The 20,397-nt window shown below is 47.4% G+C and carries 13 protein-coding genes; 4 read left to right on the plus strand and 9 right to left on the minus strand.

The genetic code is table 11. The features are described from left to right. Positions 1 to 38: 38 nt before the first annotated feature. The 5 genes from ACR0QT_RS03210 to rpsB all read right to left on the minus strand — a co-directional run bounded on the left by ACR0QT_RS03210 (position 39) and on the right by rpsB (position 8,995). Positions 39 to 2,861, minus strand: a complete 2,823-nt coding sequence (locus ACR0QT_RS03210; protein WP_432629458.1) for an ATP-binding protein — start codon at positions 2,859 to 2,861, stop codon at positions 39 to 41. 268 nt (positions 2,862 to 3,129) lie between these two features. Then, positions 3,130 to 4,350 carry a hypothetical protein gene (locus ACR0QT_RS03215; RefSeq protein ID WP_432629459.1) on the minus strand — a complete coding sequence of 407 codons (1,221 nt, stop codon included), beginning with the start codon at positions 4,348 to 4,350 and terminating at the stop codon, positions 3,130 to 3,132. 79 nt (positions 4,351 to 4,429) lie between these two features. Beyond that, positions 4,430 to 6,988 carry a hybrid sensor histidine kinase/response regulator gene (locus tag ACR0QT_RS03220; RefSeq protein WP_432629460.1) on the minus strand — a complete coding sequence of 853 codons (2,559 nt, stop codon included), beginning with the start codon at positions 6,986 to 6,988 and terminating at the stop codon, positions 4,430 to 4,432. Positions 6,989 to 7,158: 170 nt separating this feature from the next. After that, the gene (gene tsf, locus ACR0QT_RS03225) at positions 7,159 to 8,097 is read right to left on the minus strand and encodes a translation elongation factor Ts (protein WP_432629461.1); all 939 of its coding nucleotides are present in this window, start codon (positions 8,095 to 8,097) and stop codon (positions 7,159 to 7,161) included. Between the two features lie 163 nt (positions 8,098 to 8,260). Beyond that, a complete protein-coding gene (gene rpsB, locus ACR0QT_RS03230; RefSeq protein ID WP_432629462.1) occupies positions 8,261 to 8,995 on the minus strand; it encodes a 30S ribosomal protein S2 in 735 nt (244 codons plus the stop codon). A 296-nt stretch (positions 8,996 to 9,291) separates the two neighbouring features. On the opposite strand from rpsB, the gene ACR0QT_RS03235 reads away from it, so the two are divergent. The 3 genes from ACR0QT_RS03235 to ACR0QT_RS03245 are packed head-to-tail and all read left to right on the plus strand — an operon-like array spanning position 9,292 to position 12,119. Continuing rightward, complete coding sequence (locus ACR0QT_RS03235) at positions 9,292 to 10,005, plus strand: GntR family transcriptional regulator (protein ID WP_432629463.1); 714 nt, start codon at positions 9,292 to 9,294, stop codon at positions 10,003 to 10,005. Beyond that, complete coding sequence (locus ACR0QT_RS03240) at positions 9,990 to 10,916, plus strand: AEC family transporter (RefSeq protein ID WP_432629464.1); 927 nt, start codon at positions 9,990 to 9,992, stop codon at positions 10,914 to 10,916. Before ACR0QT_RS03235 ends, ACR0QT_RS03240 begins: the two co-directional genes overlap by 16 nt. 57 nt (positions 10,917 to 10,973) lie before the next feature. Next, positions 10,974 to 12,119: a glycoside hydrolase family 28 protein gene (locus tag ACR0QT_RS03245; protein WP_432629465.1), complete on the plus strand. Its 1,146-nt coding sequence runs from the start codon at positions 10,974 to 10,976 to the stop codon at positions 12,117 to 12,119. A 238-nt stretch (positions 12,120 to 12,357) separates the two neighbouring features. Here ACR0QT_RS03245 and codY read toward each other — a convergent pair whose 3' ends face one another. The 4 genes from codY to ACR0QT_RS03265 form a co-directional block, all read right to left on the minus strand. Beyond that, the gene (gene codY, locus ACR0QT_RS03250) at positions 12,358 to 13,137 is read right to left on the minus strand and encodes a GTP-sensing pleiotropic transcriptional regulator CodY (RefSeq protein WP_177977946.1); all 780 of its coding nucleotides are present in this window, start codon (positions 13,135 to 13,137) and stop codon (positions 12,358 to 12,360) included. A 266-nt stretch (positions 13,138 to 13,403) separates the two neighbouring features. Beyond that, positions 13,404 to 15,509 (minus strand): type I DNA topoisomerase, encoded by a 2,106-nt coding sequence (topA, locus tag ACR0QT_RS03255; protein ID WP_432629466.1) that lies wholly within the window; start codon positions 15,507 to 15,509, stop codon positions 13,404 to 13,406. A gap of 5 nt (positions 15,510 to 15,514) precedes the next feature. Further along, positions 15,515 to 16,798: a DNA-processing protein DprA gene (dprA, locus tag ACR0QT_RS03260; protein WP_432629467.1), complete on the minus strand. Its 1,284-nt coding sequence runs from the start codon at positions 16,796 to 16,798 to the stop codon at positions 15,515 to 15,517. A gap of 104 nt (positions 16,799 to 16,902) precedes the next feature. Next, positions 16,903 to 18,513, minus strand: coding sequence for a YifB family Mg chelatase-like AAA ATPase (locus tag ACR0QT_RS03265; protein WP_432629468.1), 1,611 nt, complete (start codon positions 18,511 to 18,513; stop codon positions 16,903 to 16,905). 845 nt (positions 18,514 to 19,358) lie between these two features. Between ACR0QT_RS03265 and ACR0QT_RS03270 the strand changes: the two genes are divergently transcribed. Next, positions 19,359 to 20,108, plus strand: a complete 750-nt coding sequence (locus ACR0QT_RS03270) for an SIMPL domain-containing protein (protein WP_432629469.1) — start codon at positions 19,359 to 19,361, stop codon at positions 20,106 to 20,108. Positions 20,109 to 20,397: the final 289 nt, after the last annotated feature.

Below are 20,397 nucleotides of genomic sequence, written 5' to 3' on the forward strand. Positions count from 1 at the left end.
GACGTTCTCCCACAAATCCAGAAAACATCGATTCTGATTTAGACCACCAACGCATCAGGCTGTGTCATCAGGCTGTTGACTGCCTCCTCGATCTCCTTTATCGTGATCGGTTTTGTGATGTAGGCATTCATTCCCGCCTCCATACAGATTCTCTGATCGTTTGCAAACGCATTTGCCGTCATCGCAATAATCGGAACTTCGTGATCCTCCCGCTCGGTCGCACGGATCTGTCTCGTCGCCTCAACGCCATCCATCACCGGCATCTGCATATCCATAAAGATCACAAAGTACTCATTTTTCTCTGATCTCTGATACTTCTCAAGGGCAACTTTTCCATTCTCTGCCCACTCCACAAAGAAGCCCAGACTCGTCAGCAGTTCTTCCGCAATCTCCGCATTCAGAGCATTGTCCTCCACAAGAAGAACCTTCTTTCCGTTAAAGTCCATCTGCGGTTGCGACTCCTCCGTCACAATCTTCAGCACCGATTCCCTCTGCTTCGGTGAGGACTCCTCAAACGGAATCTCCACAACAAACGTCGATCCCTTTCCGGGTTCACTCTGAATCGACAGTTTTCCGTGCATCAGATCCGTAAATCCTTTCACGACAGACATTCCAAGACCCGTTCCCTCCGTGGTGGAAGTCCGGCTGTTGTCCGCACGGCTGTAATCCTCATAAATATGCTTGAGATACTCCTTCGTCATTCCGATGCCATTGTCCGTGCAGGTGAAGCGGTACGTTTTTCCGTCCTCAAGAAGATCGAGACTCACCTGAATTCTTCCGCCCAGATCCGTATACTTGATCGCGTTGGAGACAATGTTTACCATAATCTGACTAAATCTTCCGGGATCTCCGATCACGACCTGATCCTTAAACCCACAGGACACCGTCAAATTCTGCGACTTCTTGTCCGCCAGCGGACGAAGGATCTCCATGCTCTCCCTCATGCACTCTTCCGGATTAAACGGCTTGTGGACAAGCTCGATATGACCGTGCTCAAGCTGATTGACATCGAGAATCGAGTTGATCACCGACAACAGATAACTGCCCTCCGACGTGATGCTGTCGAGCGCATTGTCGAGTTTTTCTGAATCGTATTTGTATTTCTTTGCGATCTGCGTCATTCCGAGAACGACATTGAGCGGAGTTCGGATGTCATGGCTCATCTTGGAGAAGAAATTGAGCTTTGCATCGTTTGCATCCTTCGCCTCCCGAAGTGCGACAGACAACTGCTCTGAAATCTTAAGCTGTCTGTTCTTCGTCCGAACGGTCTGAATATACAGAACAATCAAGAAAATAAACAGCCAAACACTTGCAATCACGCTCACAAGGTAGGACGGGTGATCAAAAAGATACGCCGTCAACGTCGGCGCGCTCGTCGTCTCCAAGTAGCTCTGAACCGTCTGTGCACTCATCTGCTCTGCAACTTCCGTCAATGTTTTCTGCCAGAGTCCATAGAAATGACAGTCGTCCTTCGCATTGATTCCCATCTTGAGATTCATCATTGCCCCCGGAACAATCTCCACACTCAGACGATTCTGGGTATCTTCTCTCGCGAGCTTCTGCGCAGTGTAGCTCATCATCAGAGCGCCGTCCACCTTCTCCTCGAGGATCTGCCGAATACACTCCTGCGTCGTCTCCAGAGAAATCAATCTCACATTTGGCCAGGTCAAGGCAACAATCTCATCCACCGCGATATTGTCCCCGATCACTGCAAGTTTTGCAATCTTTCCGGCTACTCCTCTCCGGCGCAGAACGGATATGCTCGTCGTCAGATAAGGATCTGTGATCTTGTACTTGTACTCTCCCTCGTCCTCATAGTAACTCTCCATATCCATCCAGATATCTACATCGCCGGACGAGATCAGCGTCTCATATTCTTCTTTTGAGGAAACCGGGACAATCTCATAGTTGATCCCAAGTTTCTTTGCGGTCGCCGTAAAAAGATCCGCAACAATTCCATGTGCCCGTCCATCCTCATACCACGAGTACGGATTCGCATCCGGATTCATGACTGCCCGGACTGTCACACCATCCTCGCGCATCTGCTTGAGCAGATCTTCCTCTTCCTCCGTAAATTCCAGATTTTTATCCGGAGAACCGTAGTACTCGGTGTAGAGCTCATCACGCCAGTTCGGGTGCTCGGTGTTCATCCGGTCGATCGCCTCGTCAATCTCCCGAATCAGCGCCTGATCTTCCTTTCTCGCCATGAAAAAGTACGGAGTCTCCCCGAAATTTTCAATCGTGAGCTCATCCTCCGGCGTGCGGATGTAACTGTTCACAAGTGCATCCACCTCGTCGTTGATCAGCGCATTCGACAGCTCAACCGGCGTATCGTAATAGAGAATCTCGCAGGAAAATCCCTTTTCCTGCGTAAACTGCTTGAACCGCTCGTTGTAGGTATGGCGTTTTAAAAGACCAATCCGAATTCCCTCATAGGTCGAATAATCCCCCGCAACAATTTTGCGGTTTCCGACCTTCACATTCATGCAGGTCGTCGCCGTGATCGACGGATGCGTCGAGAACGCAAACTCCTCCTCACGCTCCGGAGTCCGCCGTGCTGCCGTGTAAATATCCACCCCGCCGTCTCGAAGCATGTCCTCACATTCCTTGGCACTCTTCTCATATCCGATATAAGAAAACGTACATTGCAGATATTTGGAAATATCCTGCATCATATCATATCCATAACCATAACGTTTTCCATTCTCATCCTGCATGTGATAGCAGTCATAGGCATAAAACGCCACCTTGTAATTCGGTGTGTCCTTTCTCAGCCCATTCTCGCTCCCCGCATACGCCGGAAATACCTGCGAGATCGCAAGCAGAATGATAAGCCATAAGGCAACCATCTTCTTTCTCATTTGTAAAAACCCTTTACCTCTTTATTGTTCATTCCTATCCGCCTGCTATATCATGTTTTTCTGTAAGATCATTCATTAAGTATTACCTGATAGGGTGAACATTCTTTCTACCACTCATCATATCACAGGTTTTGCTTCTTTACAATTCAGAATCACGGCCGTTACCGCTCAGAACCTTTCTACTCATATACAATCATATCCAAAAACTCACAACTCCTGTCCATGTACCGTAAATCGGTGTCCTCTAAGGTGTTCTTTAATGCGTTCTTTAATGCGTTTTCAATGCGGATTCCAGAAAATCTCGGACAAATTCCATGTTATCCTGAATATAATCGGAATCTTCCACAACCAAGGTATTCTCCCAAAAGCTAAAATCACGGTCATTGATTCCTGTCTCTTTATGTACGTCTTTATTTGCCGAATAATATCCCGCATAATGGTTCCAACTGCCCTCCTCGGAAAATCCCTCGACACTCAGAAGATAATTGATAAAGAGTGCACAGGTGTACGGACAGTCGGCATTGTTTGCGACACTCGCATAAATGGCATACATATAACCCGAAAAACAGTCCACATCGTCCTCATATGCCATCACATTCAGACGATTTCTCTGTTCTTCTTCAAGCTTTCTTATCTTGGTAAACACAAAAAATCCCATTTTCCCAGAGTCCGCCTCCGCAATACTTGTACAGATCTGGGAGTTGGAACCATGGTTGAAATCGCAGTTTTTCAAAAACCGATCAATCCACTCGTAGGAAGCTGAGAGATACTGATCCCCATTGTTCCATTCGTTTCCATAGTAATTGCGATAGGCTTTCTCGATCTTTTCTGTCCACTCCGGACTTGTCAGCATGACCAGAAAATTGGTATTCTCGGTCTCATCGAGCGGATTCTTAAAGTAAATCTGATCCTTCCACTCCTCTTCTGTGAACTGCCAGATGTTGTGATCCTTGATCGCTCCCTCACAATTGTTGTAGATAAACAGCGTGTTGCACAGACAGACGGCGACCGGAAGCTGGAAGTTCTTTTCCACCTGATCCCGATACTGTTCCGGAAAATAGCGATATGCGAGTCCTGTCTGAATCAGTTTTGTGTCCAAATCCGCTCCGTTCTGCGTGAGCATCATATCCACCGTGCCCGCTCCGCGTCGAATCTCTGCGCTCAGAAAATCATAGGTCTCCGCGTCGTCAATCTCGTGATAAACGATCTTCCCTGCGAGTTTCGGATATTTCTTCATAAAGTTTTCTGCGGATGTCTCTGCTGTCGAGGTCGTCGAATAAAAATCCAGCACCCTGCCGGACGCCATCTCCTTCTGTGCCCGCTGGTACAATTCCTCATCCGAAAGAATCGTGGCAGTATTCAACTGACTCTGCAACGTCTGATCGAGCACCTGCTCATACCATCCCCCACACCCGCTAAGCATCAGGCTGATACACAGGATGCACAGGACGCACAGGATTCTCACCGGTCTTTTTAAAATTATGTTCATCTCTCCCATCCCTCTCAAAATCACCATAAAATAAATCATTGCAAAATCATCGCAAACTCACTGCAAAATCATCGTAAACTCACTGTTCGATAAATTTTCGCATCATGCGATAAAGTTCTTCAATATGAATCGGTTTTGCAAGATGTTCATTCATTCCGGCATCGATCGAGGCTCTTATATCCTCTGCATAAGCATTTGCCGTCAGGGCAATGATCGGGATGGATTTACTATCCTGCTTTTTTGAAGCGCGAATCGCCTTCGTCGCCTCATATCCATTCATGACCGGCATTTGCACATCCATCAAGATAATCTGATAATACCCATCCGGGTGATTCTCATACATCTCAACAGCTTCCCTGCCATTTCCTGCCATTTCCACGCCAATCTCCGTCATCTCCAAAATCTCACGGGCAATCTCACAGTTCAATTCGTTGTCATCCACCAGAAGACAACGCAGGCCCCTGAACTTGACCTCTGCTTCCAGACCATCCTCATCCTGTGCAGACTCTTCCCGATCTTCGTCCTCACAGACTGCCAAAGACACATAAACCCGAAACGTCGAACCTTCTCCTAATTTACTGCTTACCGTGACATCACCGCCCATGAGTCTCGCCATGTTTTTGACAATGCACAATCCAAGCCCCGTTCCCTGCTCACTCTGCACGGTCTTATCATCTGCCCGCGAAAACGGTTCAAAAATCGTGGCAAGGAACTCCTCGCTCATTCCGATTCCGTTGTCCTTGCACTCAAACAGAAATTCTGCGTTGCCGGAGGCATCCATTCTCTTCTCCGAAACCGTACATTCAATTGTTCCGTTCTCCGGTGTGTACTTTACCGCATTGGAAAGAATATTTACAAGAATACTCTTCAGTCGGGTGAAATCTGCAATCACCCAGTGATGTCTCGTCTGATCGTTTCGGATCAGCTGTTGATGTTTCTTTCTGGCACTGACCTGAATCATATCATAAACTTCTTCTAAGAGGTCGCAAATAAAAACTTTCTGTTTTTCCAGAACGATCTTGCCCGATTCAATTTTGGAGATGTCCAGAATCTCATTTACAAGTCCCAGCAGGAATTCACCGGACGATTGAATTTTGGCAATGCAGTTCTGAACTCGCTCCGGCTCGTTTTTATAGTGTTTTGCAATCGCAGTCATGCCAAGGATTCCATTTAACGGAGTCCGAATGTCATGGCTCATATGAGACAGGAAATCACTTTTTGCTGCATTTGCCGCATTTGCATCCTGACTGGCTTCCCACAACGTCTGATTCAAGCGAACGATCCTCTCATGCTCTGCCGTCACATCCTGAATGGCAAAAATCATCTTTTGCGGGGTATTTTCCGAATAATTCAGACCGCTGAACGTGACCGTCTCCCACTTTCCGCCATCCACCTGCATATAAACTTCCCGTCTCATCACAGGTTCTCTCGGCGAAAGTTGAACCTTCAGCTCATTGATGTTGTACTTCATCCAGATATCACCGTCCGCGACATTGTGATTGACCAGACCGGACAGCTGTTGACAAAGCTCGGTGTAACGTCCTCTCTTCGGGATTCCAAGCTGTTCTAAATTTCCCATCTCGAGATACTCGTAGGTATCATTCATCAAATCTACCACACAGAAACGATAATAAATTCCGTAAAAGGCCTCCAAAATCTGGTGCACCGTCTCATTTTCTTTTTTTAATTTCGTATTTTGACCTCTGCTTTCCAGAATGACAAAAAACAGATAGACGGCAAAGAGCGCAATCTGCGCAATCGCAACCGTGATTGTTGAGCGATTTACACTGGATTTCATGGCGGTCGTCACGGATTCCGGAAATACCCGCATCAACGCATAGTCCGAATGTTTCAGCGTTTTCACATAGGCACTTTCACTCACCCCATCCCGCCGATAGTTGTATCCAAAGCTACCGCCGTTGTAGAGAACCGTACTCAACGCTTCTTTTGTGATTTGCTTTCGATTTAGCCCATCTAAAGTCGTGGACAGGAAGGTATCCTCCCTGTGATAATCGAGAAACAGATTTTTTCCAATCCACTCCTGACCCCCATTGGAAGCCGAGATAATCTGCCCCTTCGTTGACACGAGATACGTCATCGAAGGCGAACCAAAGCTTTTGGAATCCAGTGCCTTGGCAAACTGCGCCTGCGCAAGTACCCCGACAACAACTCTCTCAAGGGAACCGTTCTCATAAACCGGAGCATAAAACACAAACGAAACGCCTTCCGAAAAAATGGCATTGTAGTCCACCATAATTCCATTCTTTCCCTGCATTCCCCTTGTGATAATGTCCGTTGCACGAATATCTTTCACGGTATTCCCATATCTAAGAGTCCCGTCTTTTTCTACCAGAAAAAGCGACTGGAACGGGCTGTTCTTCTCGTAACGAGTGATGTCCCCCACCGCATCAACCGTATCGGCATACATCAGAATGCTCCCGCTACAATAATCAAGCAGATCATCGATGGAATCCGCCTGATCCGTGTCAGCCTCCTTTGTATAGATCAAATTTTGCAAATAAATGCGCCTCATATTCTGGTAGGTGAATGCCGTAATCAACAGAATCATCAACGGTACAATCACACACAAAAGGCGATGTGCTTTTAATGGAGTACGTCCTCCCTCATACTTCATCATAACTCTCCCCCAAAACCGAAATCCCACAACTCAAGTTCTTCTATATCAAGTCAAATTTATCATGTTCTTCCATACAAAAAGCGCCGGAACCACATGGATTCCGACGCTCTTTGCTCTTTATCTTTATAAATTGCTTTACAAATTTATAAGTTTGAGGAGAATGAATTAAATTACATTCCCATCTGCTTTGCAACTTCCTCTGCAAAGTTCTCTTCCTTCTTCTCAAGGCCCTCACCGGTCTCGAAACGAACGAACTTCTTAACAGTGATCTTAGCGCCGTTCTCTTTTGCAACCTGTGCAACGTACTGAGCTACGGACTGCTTGCCATCCTCTGCCTTTACATAAACCTGATCAAGCAGGCAGATCTCTTTGAGCTCTTTGTTGATACGACCCTGGATCATACCCTGGATAACCTTCTCCGGCTTAGATGCTTCCTTCGGATCGTTCTGGATCTGAGCCATCAGGATGCCTTTCTCATGCTCGATGAAGTCAGCGCTAACCTCGTCACGGCTGGTGTACTGCGGACGCAGAGCTGCTGCCTGCATTGCAACGTTTCTAGCCATCTCACGAACTGCATCGTTTACTACGTCGGTCTCTACGTCAACCAGAACGCCGATCTTTCCGCCAGCGTGGATGTAGGAAGCAACGAAACCGTTCTCCTCCTCAACCTGCTCGAAACGACGAATGTTCATGTTCTCGCCGATGATAGAGATCTGAGTGGACAGCTCTTCCTTAACGGTCAGAGACGGATCCTTCTCCCACTTCTCAGCCATGAAGTCGTCCATAGAAGCAGCGGTGGTCTTCAGAGCCTGTGCTGCAACATCTGCTGCGAAGGTGCGGAACTTCTCGTTCTTAGCAACGAAGTCGGTCTCAGCGTTAACCTCAACAACAACTGCCTTCTTCTCGTCAGCAGTCAGATCGGTAACAACGATACCCTCAGCTGCGATACGGCCAGCCTTCTTAGCTGCACCAGCCAGTCCCTTTTCTCTCAGGAACTCAACTGCCTTGTCCATATCACCGTCGGTAGCTGCAAGTGCTTTCTTGCAGTCCATCATACCAGCACCGGTCATCTCTCTTAACTCTTTTACCATTCCTGCGGTAACTGCCATTGTAATCTCCTCCGTGAATTAAATTTGACGTAACGGTCCACAGAACGAAAGTCCATGAACCGTCACAAATAAACGTACATCCAAATCTTTTTATAAGATCTGTAAGTTCTCAGAAGTCTCCTCCGAGCTTTGAGATCTCATTCAGACACGTCTGTGAAGAGAATTAGTTCTCCTCAACAGCCTCGCCAGCCTCAGCGAGCTCAACCTCAGCTGCCTCGCCCTGCTTAGCCTCGATTACAGCGTCAGCCATCTTGGAAACGATCAGTTTAACAGCTCTGATTGCATCATCGTTACCCGGGATAACGTAATCCAGCTCCTCCGGATCACAGTTGGTATCAGCGATACCGATCAGCGGAATACCCAGAGTATGAGCCTCCTGTACGCAGATTCTCTCCTTCTTCGGATCTACAATGAAGATTGCATCCGGAAGGTGCTTCATCTCCTTGATACCGCCAAGGTTCTTCTCAAGCTTCTCCCACTCTTTCTTCAGCTCGATAACTTCCTTCTTCGGCAGTACCTCAAAAGTACCATCCTCAGACATGGTCTCGATCTCTTTCAGTCTTGCGATACGGCTCTGGATGGTCTTGAAGTTGGTCATCATACCGCCCAGCCATCTCTCGTTTACATAGAACATACCGCAACGCTCAGCCTCGGTACGGATTGCGTCCTGAGCCTGCTTCTTGGTACCAACGAACAGGATGGTGCCACCGTTTGCAGCAATATCAAATACAGCATTGTAAGCCTCGTCTACTTTGCCAACAGACTTCTGAAGATCAATGATGTAGATACCATTTCTCTCGGTGTAGATGTACGGAGCCATTTTCGGGTTCCATCTTCTTGTCTGATGTCCGAAATGAACACCAGCTTCCAGTAACTGCTTCATAGAAATAACGCTCATGTTACTACCTCCATTTGGTTTGGTTTTTTTCTTCCGCCTGCCTCTTGCACTTCCTCCGGAACCCAATCGGGCACCGCCGTCAGAATCAGCAGACGTGATTTTTGTCAACTTTTTGAGTTTATCATATCCTTCCATATTTGACAAGAGGTTTTTTCTTATTTTTTTTAATTTTTGAATCTCATGTCAATGCTTGACAGAGACGGATTTCCGGCGTATACTTCGATCAGGTTTATCTACTGATATATCAGATGCATATTAGTGCATTTCTCTATGCTTTATGGAAAGGAGCCCCCTTTATGACTGAATCTGAATCTGCAACCTCCGCCCCCGCATCTTCGAGCGCTGATCGCAAGACGCTCGCCTACGAGACGCTCAAGAGGCAAATTCTGACCGGCAAACTGCTTCCCGGAATGCCTGTCAGCGAGAAAGCACTCGCCGAACAACTCCACATCAGCCGTACTCCCGTCCACGAAGCCGTTCAGGAGCTTGTCCGGGAGAAACTTTTAAATGTCATGCCACGACGCGGAACTCTCGTCTCCCCGGTCTCCCTCGAGGACATCCGCCAGCTCTATGAGCTCCGACGAATTTTAGAGCCCCAGCTTCTGATCCTCTCTCTGCCAAATTTGAACCGCACAGAACTTTTGGCAAGCAAGGATTACTACCGGCGCTGTGCCTCCACGCCCGGAATCGAGAGTTCCGAGAGCGACCATGATGCGGATTTTCACCTTTTTCTCTCCGGAGGTTGTGGAAATTCCTACGCGATGAAAATTTTAAAACAGCTCATGGAACAGACGCTTCGCATCCGCAGTCTCTCAAACATCTGGGATGAGTCGCGCTACCTGCATGCCTGCGAGGAACACATCGCAATCGCAGATGCCCTGCTCGACGGCGATCTTGAGGGCGCCTGCAAGGCGATGAACCTGCATTTAAACAATTCCGAGGAGGGCTACCGACGAATGCTCTCTGAAACCCGCACAAAGGAGGAAGAAGTAAAATGGCTCTGGCAATAATCACCGCAAAACAGGTGTTTCAGCTCCTGCTCATGATTTTAGCAGGAGTGCTCTGCTGTAAGACCGGCGTCTTCAAACCCGCAGAGAAATCTGTACTCTCAAACATCCTGATCTATCTCGTTGTTCCCGCAATGGTCATTCACTCCTATCTTGTGGAGTTTGACCCTGCGACCTTTCACAACCTGCTCTCCGCCTTTGCGCTCAGCACGCTCGCACTTCTGATCGGACTGATCTTTGCCTTTCTCGCAACAAAAGGAATCGCAAAGGAGGATCGCGCGATCATCCGCTTCGCCTGCGGATTCTCGAATGCCGCCTACATGGGATTTCCTCTGATCCGCGCGCTGTTTGGAAGCGAGGGTCTTCTCTATGCGAGTGCGTTTGTGACCGTCTTCAACATCCTGCTGTGGACGCTCGGCTACGGACTGGTGTCCGGAAAGACACAGATGAGGGAAGTTCTCCACAGTATCCTCACCTGCCCCTGCATCCTCGCCGTCGTTGTCGGACTCATCCTGTATCTCGGGCGGATTCCGGTGCCGGAGCTTCTCGCCGGTCCAATCGGCACAATCGGGGACATGAACACTCCGCTCTCGATGCTGATCACCGGTGCGACGATCGCGTCAAGTGACCTTGGGCGTCTGCTCAAGAATCGCAGTCTGTTTCTCACCCTTGCCCTGCGCCTCTTCTTCGTGCCCGCTGTGACGCTCGCCATCTTTGCTCTGCTCGGACTGCACGGAACCGTTCCGACGATCGTTCTCCTCTTGGAAGCCTGCCCATGCGCGGCGATCACGACCCTGTTTGCAATCCAGTTTCACCACGACGAGGAGCTTGGCGCGGGAGCGGTCGTCTTTTCCACGCTTGCAAGCATCTTGACACTCCCGGTCTATGCGTTTGTTTTGACAGCTGTTTTGTAACCTGTCCTGTGACTTAAAGTGGGACACATTCTATTTTTATTAAGGAGGAATGATTCGATGATGAAAGATTTAAAAGAAGAGAGGAACAATTTAAAAACGATTCAGAACTGGATTGACCAGTGTCCCGATGGCGGAACGGTTTCGATTCCCGCCGGAACATGGATGAGCGGACCTCTTCATTTAAAGAGCAACCTCACGCTCTATTTGGAAGAAGGAAGCCGGATTCTGTTCAGTGACCATCCCGAAGATTATCTTCCCGCTGTCTTCACGCGCTGGGAGGGAGTCGAGTGCTTCAACTACTCTCCGCTGATCTACGCAAAAAGCTGTGAGCACATCACAATCGCCGGTCCGGGCACTCTCGATGGAAACGGAAGTGCGTGGTGGCACTGGAAGAAACTCCAGCAAAATGCCGCTGACCGACTGATCTGGGCGGAAAGCCGGGGGATTGCACCAGAAGACCGCGTCTTTGCGACCGAGACAGATGCCCTGCGCCCGTCCTTCTTGCAGTTCATCGACTGTGAGGATCTGACTCTGAGCGATTTCACGATCACAAACGGACCACAGTGGACAATTCACCCCGTCTACTGCACAGATGTCACTGCCCGCCATCTGACGGTTCTGACCGAAGGTCCGAATACGGACGGCTTCAATCCGGATTCCTGCGAAAACGTCCTGATCGAGGATTGCACCTTCTCCACCGGCGACGACTGCATCGCAATCAATTCCGGTCTGAACGAGGATGGCTGGCGCGTCAACCGCCCCTGCCGAAACGTTGAGATCCGAAACTGCCAGTTCAACGGCGGTCACGCCTCGATCGCGATCGGAAGCGGAATGTCCGGTGGAATCGAAAACATCTATGTCCATGACTGCGAGATCGCCCAGAGCGAACGCGGAATCCGCGTCAAATCCATGCGCGGACGGGGCGGATACGTCAAAAACCTGCGTTTTGAGCGGATTACCATGAAGCAGATTGATGAGGAAGCGATTCAGATCAGCATGAATTACGGCTCAAGCACCTCCGTTCCCGCTTCCGACAAGGCTCCTATCTTTCATGATATTTCCTTCTCCGATCTCACCTGCGCTCACGCAAAATGTGGCATCGAGCTGACCGGTCTTTCGGAAAGTCCCCTGCGAAATGTGCGCCTGACACGCTGTGAACTTCACGGGGATCTCCCAGACAAAAAGGAATATGTCGTCGACTAATAAGCGAATAAATAAACGAATAAATATAGACTAATAAACGAATAAATGTCGACTAACAAACTAATTAATATAGAAAGATCTAATCTTATCGGATATCCTTTCCCATAAAGTGAAAAAATGTGATAGGACGCAATTTCCTATCATACAAAAAAGACCGCCCCTCGAAAGTTTGATTTTGGATCTCACTTTCGGGAGGCGGTTCCTGTTCTTTTATAAATAAAATTTCTTTATTATTTCTTTAGTTCTTTGCAACCTTGATATTCTTCAGCTCATCAAAGACGACATCGTTCAGAACCTTGATATACGTTCCCTTCATACCGGAGGAACGGGACTCGATAACGCCTGCACTCTCGAACTTGCGAAGTGCATTGACGATCACGGAACGGGTGATGCCGACACGGTCTGCAATCTTACTTGCGACAAGAATGCCCTCATTTCCATCAAGCTCCTCAAAGATGTGGGTGATTGCCTCAAGCTCTGAGAACGACAGGGTGCTGATCGCAGACTTCACAATCTGAATCTTTCTGGTCTCCTCTGCATTCTCCTCATTGACCGAACGCATCATCTCCAGACCAACCACGGTTGTGCCGTACTCACTCAGAATGATGTCATCGATGTCATACTGCTCGTCACACTTGTAGATAAACAGGGTTCCAAGACGCTCTCCTGCAATGTCAATCGGGGTGATGATCGCCTGATACTTCTTGACATTCTCCTCTGCAAAACCAAGGGTTGCGAGGTTTACATTCTCCTTTGTGGACAGGATGCTGAGCAGACGCTCATTCAGCATACGGTCTACGAAACCGCCTACCTGATCCTCAATCAGCTCCTCAATCTCATCGACGCCCGGGCAGAGACCAACTCCGAGCACCTTTCCCTTCCGGCTGATTACCAGAATATTGGATGACAAAATCTCGCTGAGTACTTTGCAGATGTCGTTGAATACGACTTTGTGTGAGTTGTTATTATGCAATAACTTGTTGATTTTTCTAGTTTTATCCAGAAGCTGTACGCTCATTTCAAAAAACCTCCTCAATTATCTGTATTTCTGCCACGATACCGATTTGCTGATTAAATCTTAGCACGATACACAAATAATAACAAGAGTTTTTTGAAATTTTTTCACTATTTTTCTAATTTACTTATTTTTTATAATAGTTCCTCGTAATCGTTCTTTGTACACTTTGAAAAAACGCACAAAAACAACCACCCCGCTGAATCTTCGCAATTCTTTCTAAAATCGCAATCCGATTCTTCTCGCAGGGTGGCTGATCGTCTCAAAATTTATTTTTCTTCATGCGTCTCTTCCGCAGTTTTCTTCTCGACTGTCATGCGATATCCGCACTGCTCATTGGAACAGAGAAGGTAATTTCCCTTTTCTACCATATAGCTTCCACATTCCGGACATTTCTTGTCGGACGGCTTCTGCCAGGACATGAAATCGCACTCCGGATTGTTCTCACATCCATAGTAGCGACGGCCCTTCTTCGTCTTCTTGACCACGACCTCTCCGCCACACTTCGGGCACTTGACACCGATCTTCTCGAGATACGGCTTCGTGTTCCGGCAATCCGGAAAGCCCGGGCAGGCGAGGAACTTGCCATGAGGACCATACTTGATGACCATGTTGCGTCCGCAGACGTCACAGATCACATCCGTCACCTCATCCGCAATCTTGACCGACTCAAGCGTCTTCTCCGCTGTCTTGACTGCCTCATCGAGATCCGGGTAGAAGTTTTCCACAATCGTCTTCCACTTTACGGTGTTGTCTGCAACCTTATCAAGCAGAAGCTCCATGTTTGCCGTGAACTGAAGATCCACAATGCTCGGGAAACACTTCTTCATGATTCCGTTTACCGCCTCACCAAGCTCAGTCACATAGAGATTCTTGTTCTCCTTTGTGACGTAACGGCGTGCGAGAATCGTTGTGATCGTCGGTGCGTAGGTACTCGGGCGACCGATTCCCTGCTCCTCCATCGCTTTTACGAGAGAAGCCTCGGTGTAGTGTGCCGGTGGCTGGGTGAAATGCTGACTCGGTTCAAGCGCAGAGAGTGTAAGCTCATCGCCCTTCTCGAGCTTTCCGGACAGCGTATTCGATGCCTCGGTGTCATCCTCCTGCACATAGACCGTCATAAATCCATCAAAGGAGAGACGGGAAGCGGACATCGTAAACAGATAATCCCCCGCTCCGATCTTCACCGAAGTCGTCTCATAAATCGCCGGCTGCATACGGCTTGCGGTAAATCGTCTCCAGATCAGCTGATAGAGACGGAACTGATCTCTCGAGAGAGATTCCTTTGCCATCGCCGGAGTCAGCGTGATATCCGTCGGACGGATCGCCTCGTGCGCATCCTGAATCTTCGCACTCGACTTGCGCGCCTGCTCATTCTGGAGCACATATTTCTCGCCGTAGTTGCTGTTGATATACTCGCGTGCCATCGCATCTGCCTCATCCGCGATACGCGTGGAATCGGTACGCAGGTAGGTGATCAGACCGATCGTTCCGCGCCCCTGCACATCCACGCCCTCGTAGAGTTGCTGTGCCAAACGCATCGTCTTCTGTGTCGAGAAGTTGAGCACCTTGGAGGCCTCCTGCTGAAGCGTACTCGTTGTAAACGGGATCGGCGGTTTCTTCGTGCGCTCACCCTTTCGAATGTCTTCCACCACAAAGCTCTTTCCCTGAAGATCTGCCACGATCCGCTCTGCCTCTTCCCTGCTGTGGATTGCGAGCTTCTCCTGCTTCGTTCCGTGGAACTTCGCTGTCATGATCTTCTTGCTTCCGCTCTGCTGAAGTTTCGCCTCGAGATTCCAGTACTCCTCCGGAATAAATGCCGAGATCTCATCCTCGCGATCGCAGATCATGCGAAGTGCGACTGACTGCACGCGTCCTGCACTCAGTCCGCGCTTTACCTTCGCCCAGAGCAGAGGGCTGATCGTGTATCCCACCATACGGTCAAGAATTCTTCTCGTCTGCTGGGCGTCCACAAGTCCCATATCAATCGCACGAGGATTCTTTAAGGATGTCTTGACTGCATTCTTCGTGATCTCATTGAAACTGATTCGATATACTTTCTTGTCTTTTGCCTCATCCAGCTTGAGGGCCTTCGTCAGATGCCAGGAGATTGCCTCTCCCTCACGGTCCGGGTCGGTTGCCAGATAGATTTTATCTGCCTTCTTGACTTCCTTGCGCAGTTTCGCCAGAATATCTCCCTTTCCTCGAATCGTGATGTACTTCGGCTCATAGTCATGCTCCACATCGATGCCGAGTGTACTCTTTGGCAGATCCCGCACATGTCCGTTTGAAGCATCCACCACATAATTTGAACCTAAAAATTTTTTGATTGTTTTTACCTTTGCAGGCGACTCTACGATAACCAAACTGTTTGCCATAGTTCCTATCCGTTCTCCCACATATCAGACTTTTTTCCATAATAATGATTTGCAGATCGAAACACATATCCGCCCAGTTCCAGTTCCAGCAAAATCCCCATACAATCGCTGATGCCAAGACCGGTCTGTGCCACAATCTGATCCAGATGTTTCGGTTTGAAATCTAGGCAACTATACACCAATTTTTCTTTCTTTGCAAGACCATTTACATTTTTTTCATGGATTATTAACTTTTTTCGGTACTTTACTCCGAGAAATTCCAGCACATCTTCCGGCGAAGTCGCTAAATGTGCACCCTGCTGAATCAGGTGGTTGCACCCCTCGCTCAGATGATCTGTGACCCTCCCCGGAAGTGCAAAAATCTCCCTTCCCTGCTCCATTCCAAGATCGGCTGTGATCAAAGATCCACTCTTTGCGCGCGCCTCCACGACGACAATCGCATCCGCCATCCCGCTGATAATCCGGTTTCTCATCGGAAAATTCATCGCCTTCGGCGGAGTGTCGGGGCCAAACTCCGAGAGAATCCCTCCTGTGCGTCCCATCTCCTCATAGATCCGAAAATTCTCTGACGGGTAACAGATATTTACCCCACAGCCGAGAACTCCAAAGGTCGGCTTTCCCGCCCGCAAAGCTCCGCGATGCGATGCCCCATCAATCCCGGAAGCGAGTCCACTGACAATCTGGACTCCATTCTCGGCAAGTGTCATCGAAAAACGCTCGGCAAGCTGTTCCCCGTATTCCGAACATCCTCGCGCTCCGACAACCGCAACCACCGGCTGTCTTGAATTCGGCAATTTTCCTCTCACAAACAAGCCCATCGGATAGTCATAGATTTCCCGAAGTTTCTCTGGATATTCCTCATCACACCAAATTACAAAGCGCATTCCGCGCTCAGAAAGTTGCTCAAATTCTGCTTTGCAGGTCTCGTAGTTTGCGCGGTGAGAAAGGATTGCCATCTGCTGACGTTTTGAGAGAAACGGACATTCTTTTTCCAAAAATGCTTCAACTGTACTTTTTTCTTCTATATTATTAGCACCGATCCCGCTTATGCACGCAGAGCTAAAACGTTTCTCAAACAATATCTCGTAAAACACGCCCAGACTTCCAAAATGCTCAAAAATCTTCCGGATCGACACCGCTCCCAAAATCACCAGTTTGCTCAGCCAGTAGAGAACTTCCCGCTCCTGATTTCTGTTTTTCTCTTCTCTGTTTTTCTCTACTTCGGTTTTCTTTTTCTCTACTTCATTTTTCTCTTTTTCATTATTCTCTTTCTCGCGTTCTTTTCCCATAGCTTATTTTCCTTCTCCGTTTTCCGTTATCTTTTTCTTGTATATTTGTATCTTTTATTAGTTTGTATCTTTTTTCTGATCCTGCTTCTTCTGTTTAGTCAAATTCAAGACCTATTTTTTATGTTAAAATGGCTCTTGTACTCTTGTCTGGAAAAACTCCGGTTTGTAGGTTCCTCTTGTTCTCTCTGCCCTCCCCAGTAAATTTCCTCAATCTCCCGGTAACTCACCGCTTCTGCAAGATGGCTTTGCAAAATCCGCTCTGACTGTTCAAGATCTGCTATCGTCCTTGCCACCTTCAAAATTTTATGACAGCCTCTCGCACTTAAAGACAATCTCTTGTAAATCTTTTCCAAAAATTGTTCTTCCGTCGCTCCAAGTTCACAAAATCTCTCGATCTGTCTGCCTCCCATCTCACTGTTAAAATAGATTCCACTCCCGGCAAACCTCTCTTTCTGGATTCTGCGCGCCATCTCAACCCGTTTTCGGATTGTCTCAGATGACTCATTTTTCTGTTTCGTCCGGATCTCCTCGAACGCAACCGGCGAAGCCTCAACGCAGATATCAATTCGATCTAAAAGTGGTCTGGAAATCCGATTTGCATAGCGTCTGACCTGCATTTTTGAACACCTGCACCGTTTGCGATCAGGATAATAGCCACATGGACATGGATTCATCGCTGAAACAAGCATAAAGTGCGCCGGGAACTCAAAACTCCCATGAACTCTTGCAACGGTTACTCGATGCTCCTCAAGAGGCTGGCGCAGGATCTCAAGCGTCTGACGCTGAAACTCCGGAAGCTCATCGAGAAATAACACTCCGCGGGATGCAAGAGAGATCTCTCCGGGTCTTGGACGACTTCCACCTCCTGTCAATGCCTGGGCTGTGATCGTGTGATGCGGGGCACGAAACGGGCGAAGTCCCATCAATGCCTGTCCCGGAGGCAAAAGACCGCAGATGCTGTAAATCTGTGAAATCTCCATCTGTTCCTCTCGCGAAAGTTTTGGCATGATTGTCGGGATTCTCGATGCCATCATGCTCTTTCCACTTCCCGGTGGTCCGATGTAGAGCAGATTGTGGCGACCGGCAACTGCCACCTCGGTCGCACGTCGCATCAAGAGTTGTCCATTTACCTCCGAAAAATCTACGGAGTAGGAAATGGGGGACTGGGATGTATTCTTATCTGCTTTCTCATACACAATAGAATCTGGATCGCGGATAAGACTCACAAGCTCCGCAAGTGTCTGGACTTTAACAATTTCCATCACCTCACCGGCAAGTCCTTCCTGTACATTCTCTTCCGGCAGAAAACAGCGCCTTATTCCGGCCTTTCCCATCGCAAGCACCATTGAGAGAACTCCACGGACAGGTTTGAGAGAACCATCAAGTCCGAGCTCTCCAAGAAAACCTGATGATTCTAAGATTTCATTTTTTATAATTCCATGAGCAGAAAGCACCGCGATCGCTATTGCGAAATCATATCCCGTTCCCTCTTTTCGTAGATTGGCTGGCGAGAGATTGATTGTCACTTTTTTCGGTGGAAGTGTAAAACCGGAATTCTTTATTGCCGTGCGAACTCGCTGTTCTGCCTCTTTTACTTCAGAAGCAAGAAATCCTACCATATGGAATCCGGGTAAACCATCGCTCACATCCGCTTCCACCTGAATCACACAACCATTCACACCGAGTAGACCTGCACTAAATGCGCGTTTAAACATAGGGATTCGACTCCTTTCGTGTTGAAATTTCGATATTTTAATGTTCCAATATTCCAGTCTCTCAGAATTTTATTTTGATTCTTCTACACTATCTTCCTCATAATTTGCTTTATCATCTAATTAAAAAGGGTTAGATGAAAGGGGCAAGAAAATAGGTATGATATGGGAGCTCCTTCGGCGAGTAAAGTCAGGCAAACTCGTTCTCACTCCGGGTTCGACGTAGCGGTGCATAAGGTCGCAAAATACGCGACCTAAACACCGACGTCTCACACGGGTTTGCCTGCACTTTCTCGCCCTCCGTCGCCCTTCTTCAATATAAATGAATACCTCTTTGTCTCTTTTTTAATAAATATTCTACAAATCCTCATTTATAAAAAAGGTAAAACTAATCCAAACATGCCCATTTCAATCCGATATACTACTTTTCATATTGAAACAATATTTCTAGGAACAATAAAATGACTCTTCAGATTTACGATCTTGAAGTTTAGATAAAACAGTAAAAAGTTATTGAGATTTAAAAATATGAAATAAATAAGAGTGCTAATAAGTAATAAGAAACTATAAATGATTAAGTAATTAGATAAAAAAGAACATATAAGAAATAAAAATAGATTGCTATAAAGGCTGTCTTAACATCACTTTTCTTGATATGTTTACTATACCTTCTTCTTTCAAAAAATGCAAGAAAAAAGTAGCGATCCGGTAAGAAAAAAGAAATACTCTCAAATCAATTGTTTGTTATAATGAACTTAGGAAAATTATTGCATATTATCCAATAATAGTTTTTATTGAATGTTTTATTCGCGCATCTTAACGAATTTTATATTTCAGGGAGGGATTTTATGAAACGTTATCTCATCGCCGTAGCAACGGCATCCACACTCATTCTCAGTGGTTGTAGCTCCACTGTACAACTTCCAGACACGGTAAAAGTAGAAAATATCGCCAGTGAACGCAACAGTATTTCTGTCTCCGGTCAAGAGGAAGTGAAAGTCACTCCGGACATCGCTGAGATTCGTTATTCTGTATATACAAGAGCTGAGACTCCGTCTGAATGTCAACAAAAGAATACCACTGATGTCAACTCCACCCTTGAGGTGTTAAAAGGACTTGGCATCAATGAGAATTCCATCCAAACCTCTGCCTATGGTTTGAATCCTATCCGTGACTGGGAGTCTTCCAACGGAGATATCGTTGGGTACGAGATGACAACCACATTGACTGTCTCAGATATTCCAATTGACCAGGCTGGTACAATTATCTCTCAGTCTGTCTCTGCTGGAATTAATGATATTGATTCCGTCAGCTATTCTGCAAGCAATTACGATGCCAGCTATCAGGAAGCTCTGAAGGGTGCAATGGCAAATGCAAGAGCTAAAGCTGACGCGATCGCTGAAGCTGATGACAAATCGGTTGTCGGTATCATTCATGCAGAAGAAAATGGTTATAACCCGTCAACCCGTTATTCGGTTTATGAGTCCGCAGCTGCCGGTTCTTCCATGAAATCTTCCGCTTCCGTAGAAGATCTAAGTGTAATGCCTGGTCAAGTAAGCATTACCGCCTATGTTCAGGTCGAGTACGAAGTGGAATGACAAAATGAGAAAAAATATCGCACCTGAAGATACCGATCCAAGTGCGATACGAATAGGTTATATTAATTTCAGTAGAACCAACAGAACTCACGTGTTAATTTCCTGCAAGCATTGACTCGAATACCTGTTAGCCTAAAGCGACGGAGTGCGAGAAAGTGCAGGCAAACCCGTGTGAGACGTCGGTGCTTAGGCTGTGTATTTTACAGCCTTATGCACCGCTACGTCGAACCCGGAGTGAGAACGAGTTTGCCTGACTTTACTCGCCGGAGGAGCACTAAATAAACAACTT

Source organism: Brotaphodocola sp. (assembly GCF_050873365.1).
GTDB lineage: Bacteria > Bacillota > Clostridia > Lachnospirales > Lachnospiraceae > Brotaphodocola.

Bases quoted from the DNA above. Each gene is read 5' to 3' on its own strand.
- ACR0QT_RS03210 (WP_432629458.1), bottom strand. From the start codon at position 2,861: ATGAGAAAGAAGATGGTTGCCTTATGGCTTATCATTCTGCTTGCGATC.
- ACR0QT_RS03215 (WP_432629459.1), bottom strand. From the start codon at position 4,350: ATGAACATAATTTTAAAAAGACCGGTGAGAATCCTGTGCGTCCTGTGC.
- ACR0QT_RS03220 (WP_432629460.1), bottom strand. From the start codon at position 6,988: ATGATGAAGTATGAGGGAGGACGTACTCCATTAAAAGCACATCGCCTT.
- tsf (WP_432629461.1), bottom strand. From the start codon at position 8,097: ATGGCAGTTACCGCAGGAATGGTAAAAGAGTTAAGAGAGATGACCGGT.
- rpsB (WP_432629462.1), bottom strand. From the start codon at position 8,995: ATGAGCGTTATTTCTATGAAGCAGTTACTGGAAGCTGGTGTTCATTTC.
- ACR0QT_RS03235 (WP_432629463.1), top strand. From the start codon at position 9,292: ATGACTGAATCTGAATCTGCAACCTCCGCCCCCGCATCTTCGAGCGCT.
- ACR0QT_RS03240 (WP_432629464.1), top strand. From the start codon at position 9,990: ATGGCTCTGGCAATAATCACCGCAAAACAGGTGTTTCAGCTCCTGCTC.
- ACR0QT_RS03245 (WP_432629465.1), top strand. From the start codon at position 10,974: ATGATGAAAGATTTAAAAGAAGAGAGGAACAATTTAAAAACGATTCAG.
- codY (WP_177977946.1), bottom strand. From the start codon at position 13,137: ATGAGCGTACAGCTTCTGGATAAAACTAGAAAAATCAACAAGTTATTG.
- topA (WP_432629466.1), bottom strand. From the start codon at position 15,509: ATGGCAAACAGTTTGGTTATCGTAGAGTCGCCTGCAAAGGTAAAAACA.
- dprA (WP_432629467.1), bottom strand. From the start codon at position 16,798: ATGGGAAAAGAACGCGAGAAAGAGAATAATGAAAAAGAGAAAAATGAA.
- ACR0QT_RS03265 (WP_432629468.1), bottom strand. From the start codon at position 18,513: ATGTTTAAACGCGCATTTAGTGCAGGTCTACTCGGTGTGAATGGTTGT.
- ACR0QT_RS03270 (WP_432629469.1), top strand. From the start codon at position 19,359: ATGAAACGTTATCTCATCGCCGTAGCAACGGCATCCACACTCATTCTC.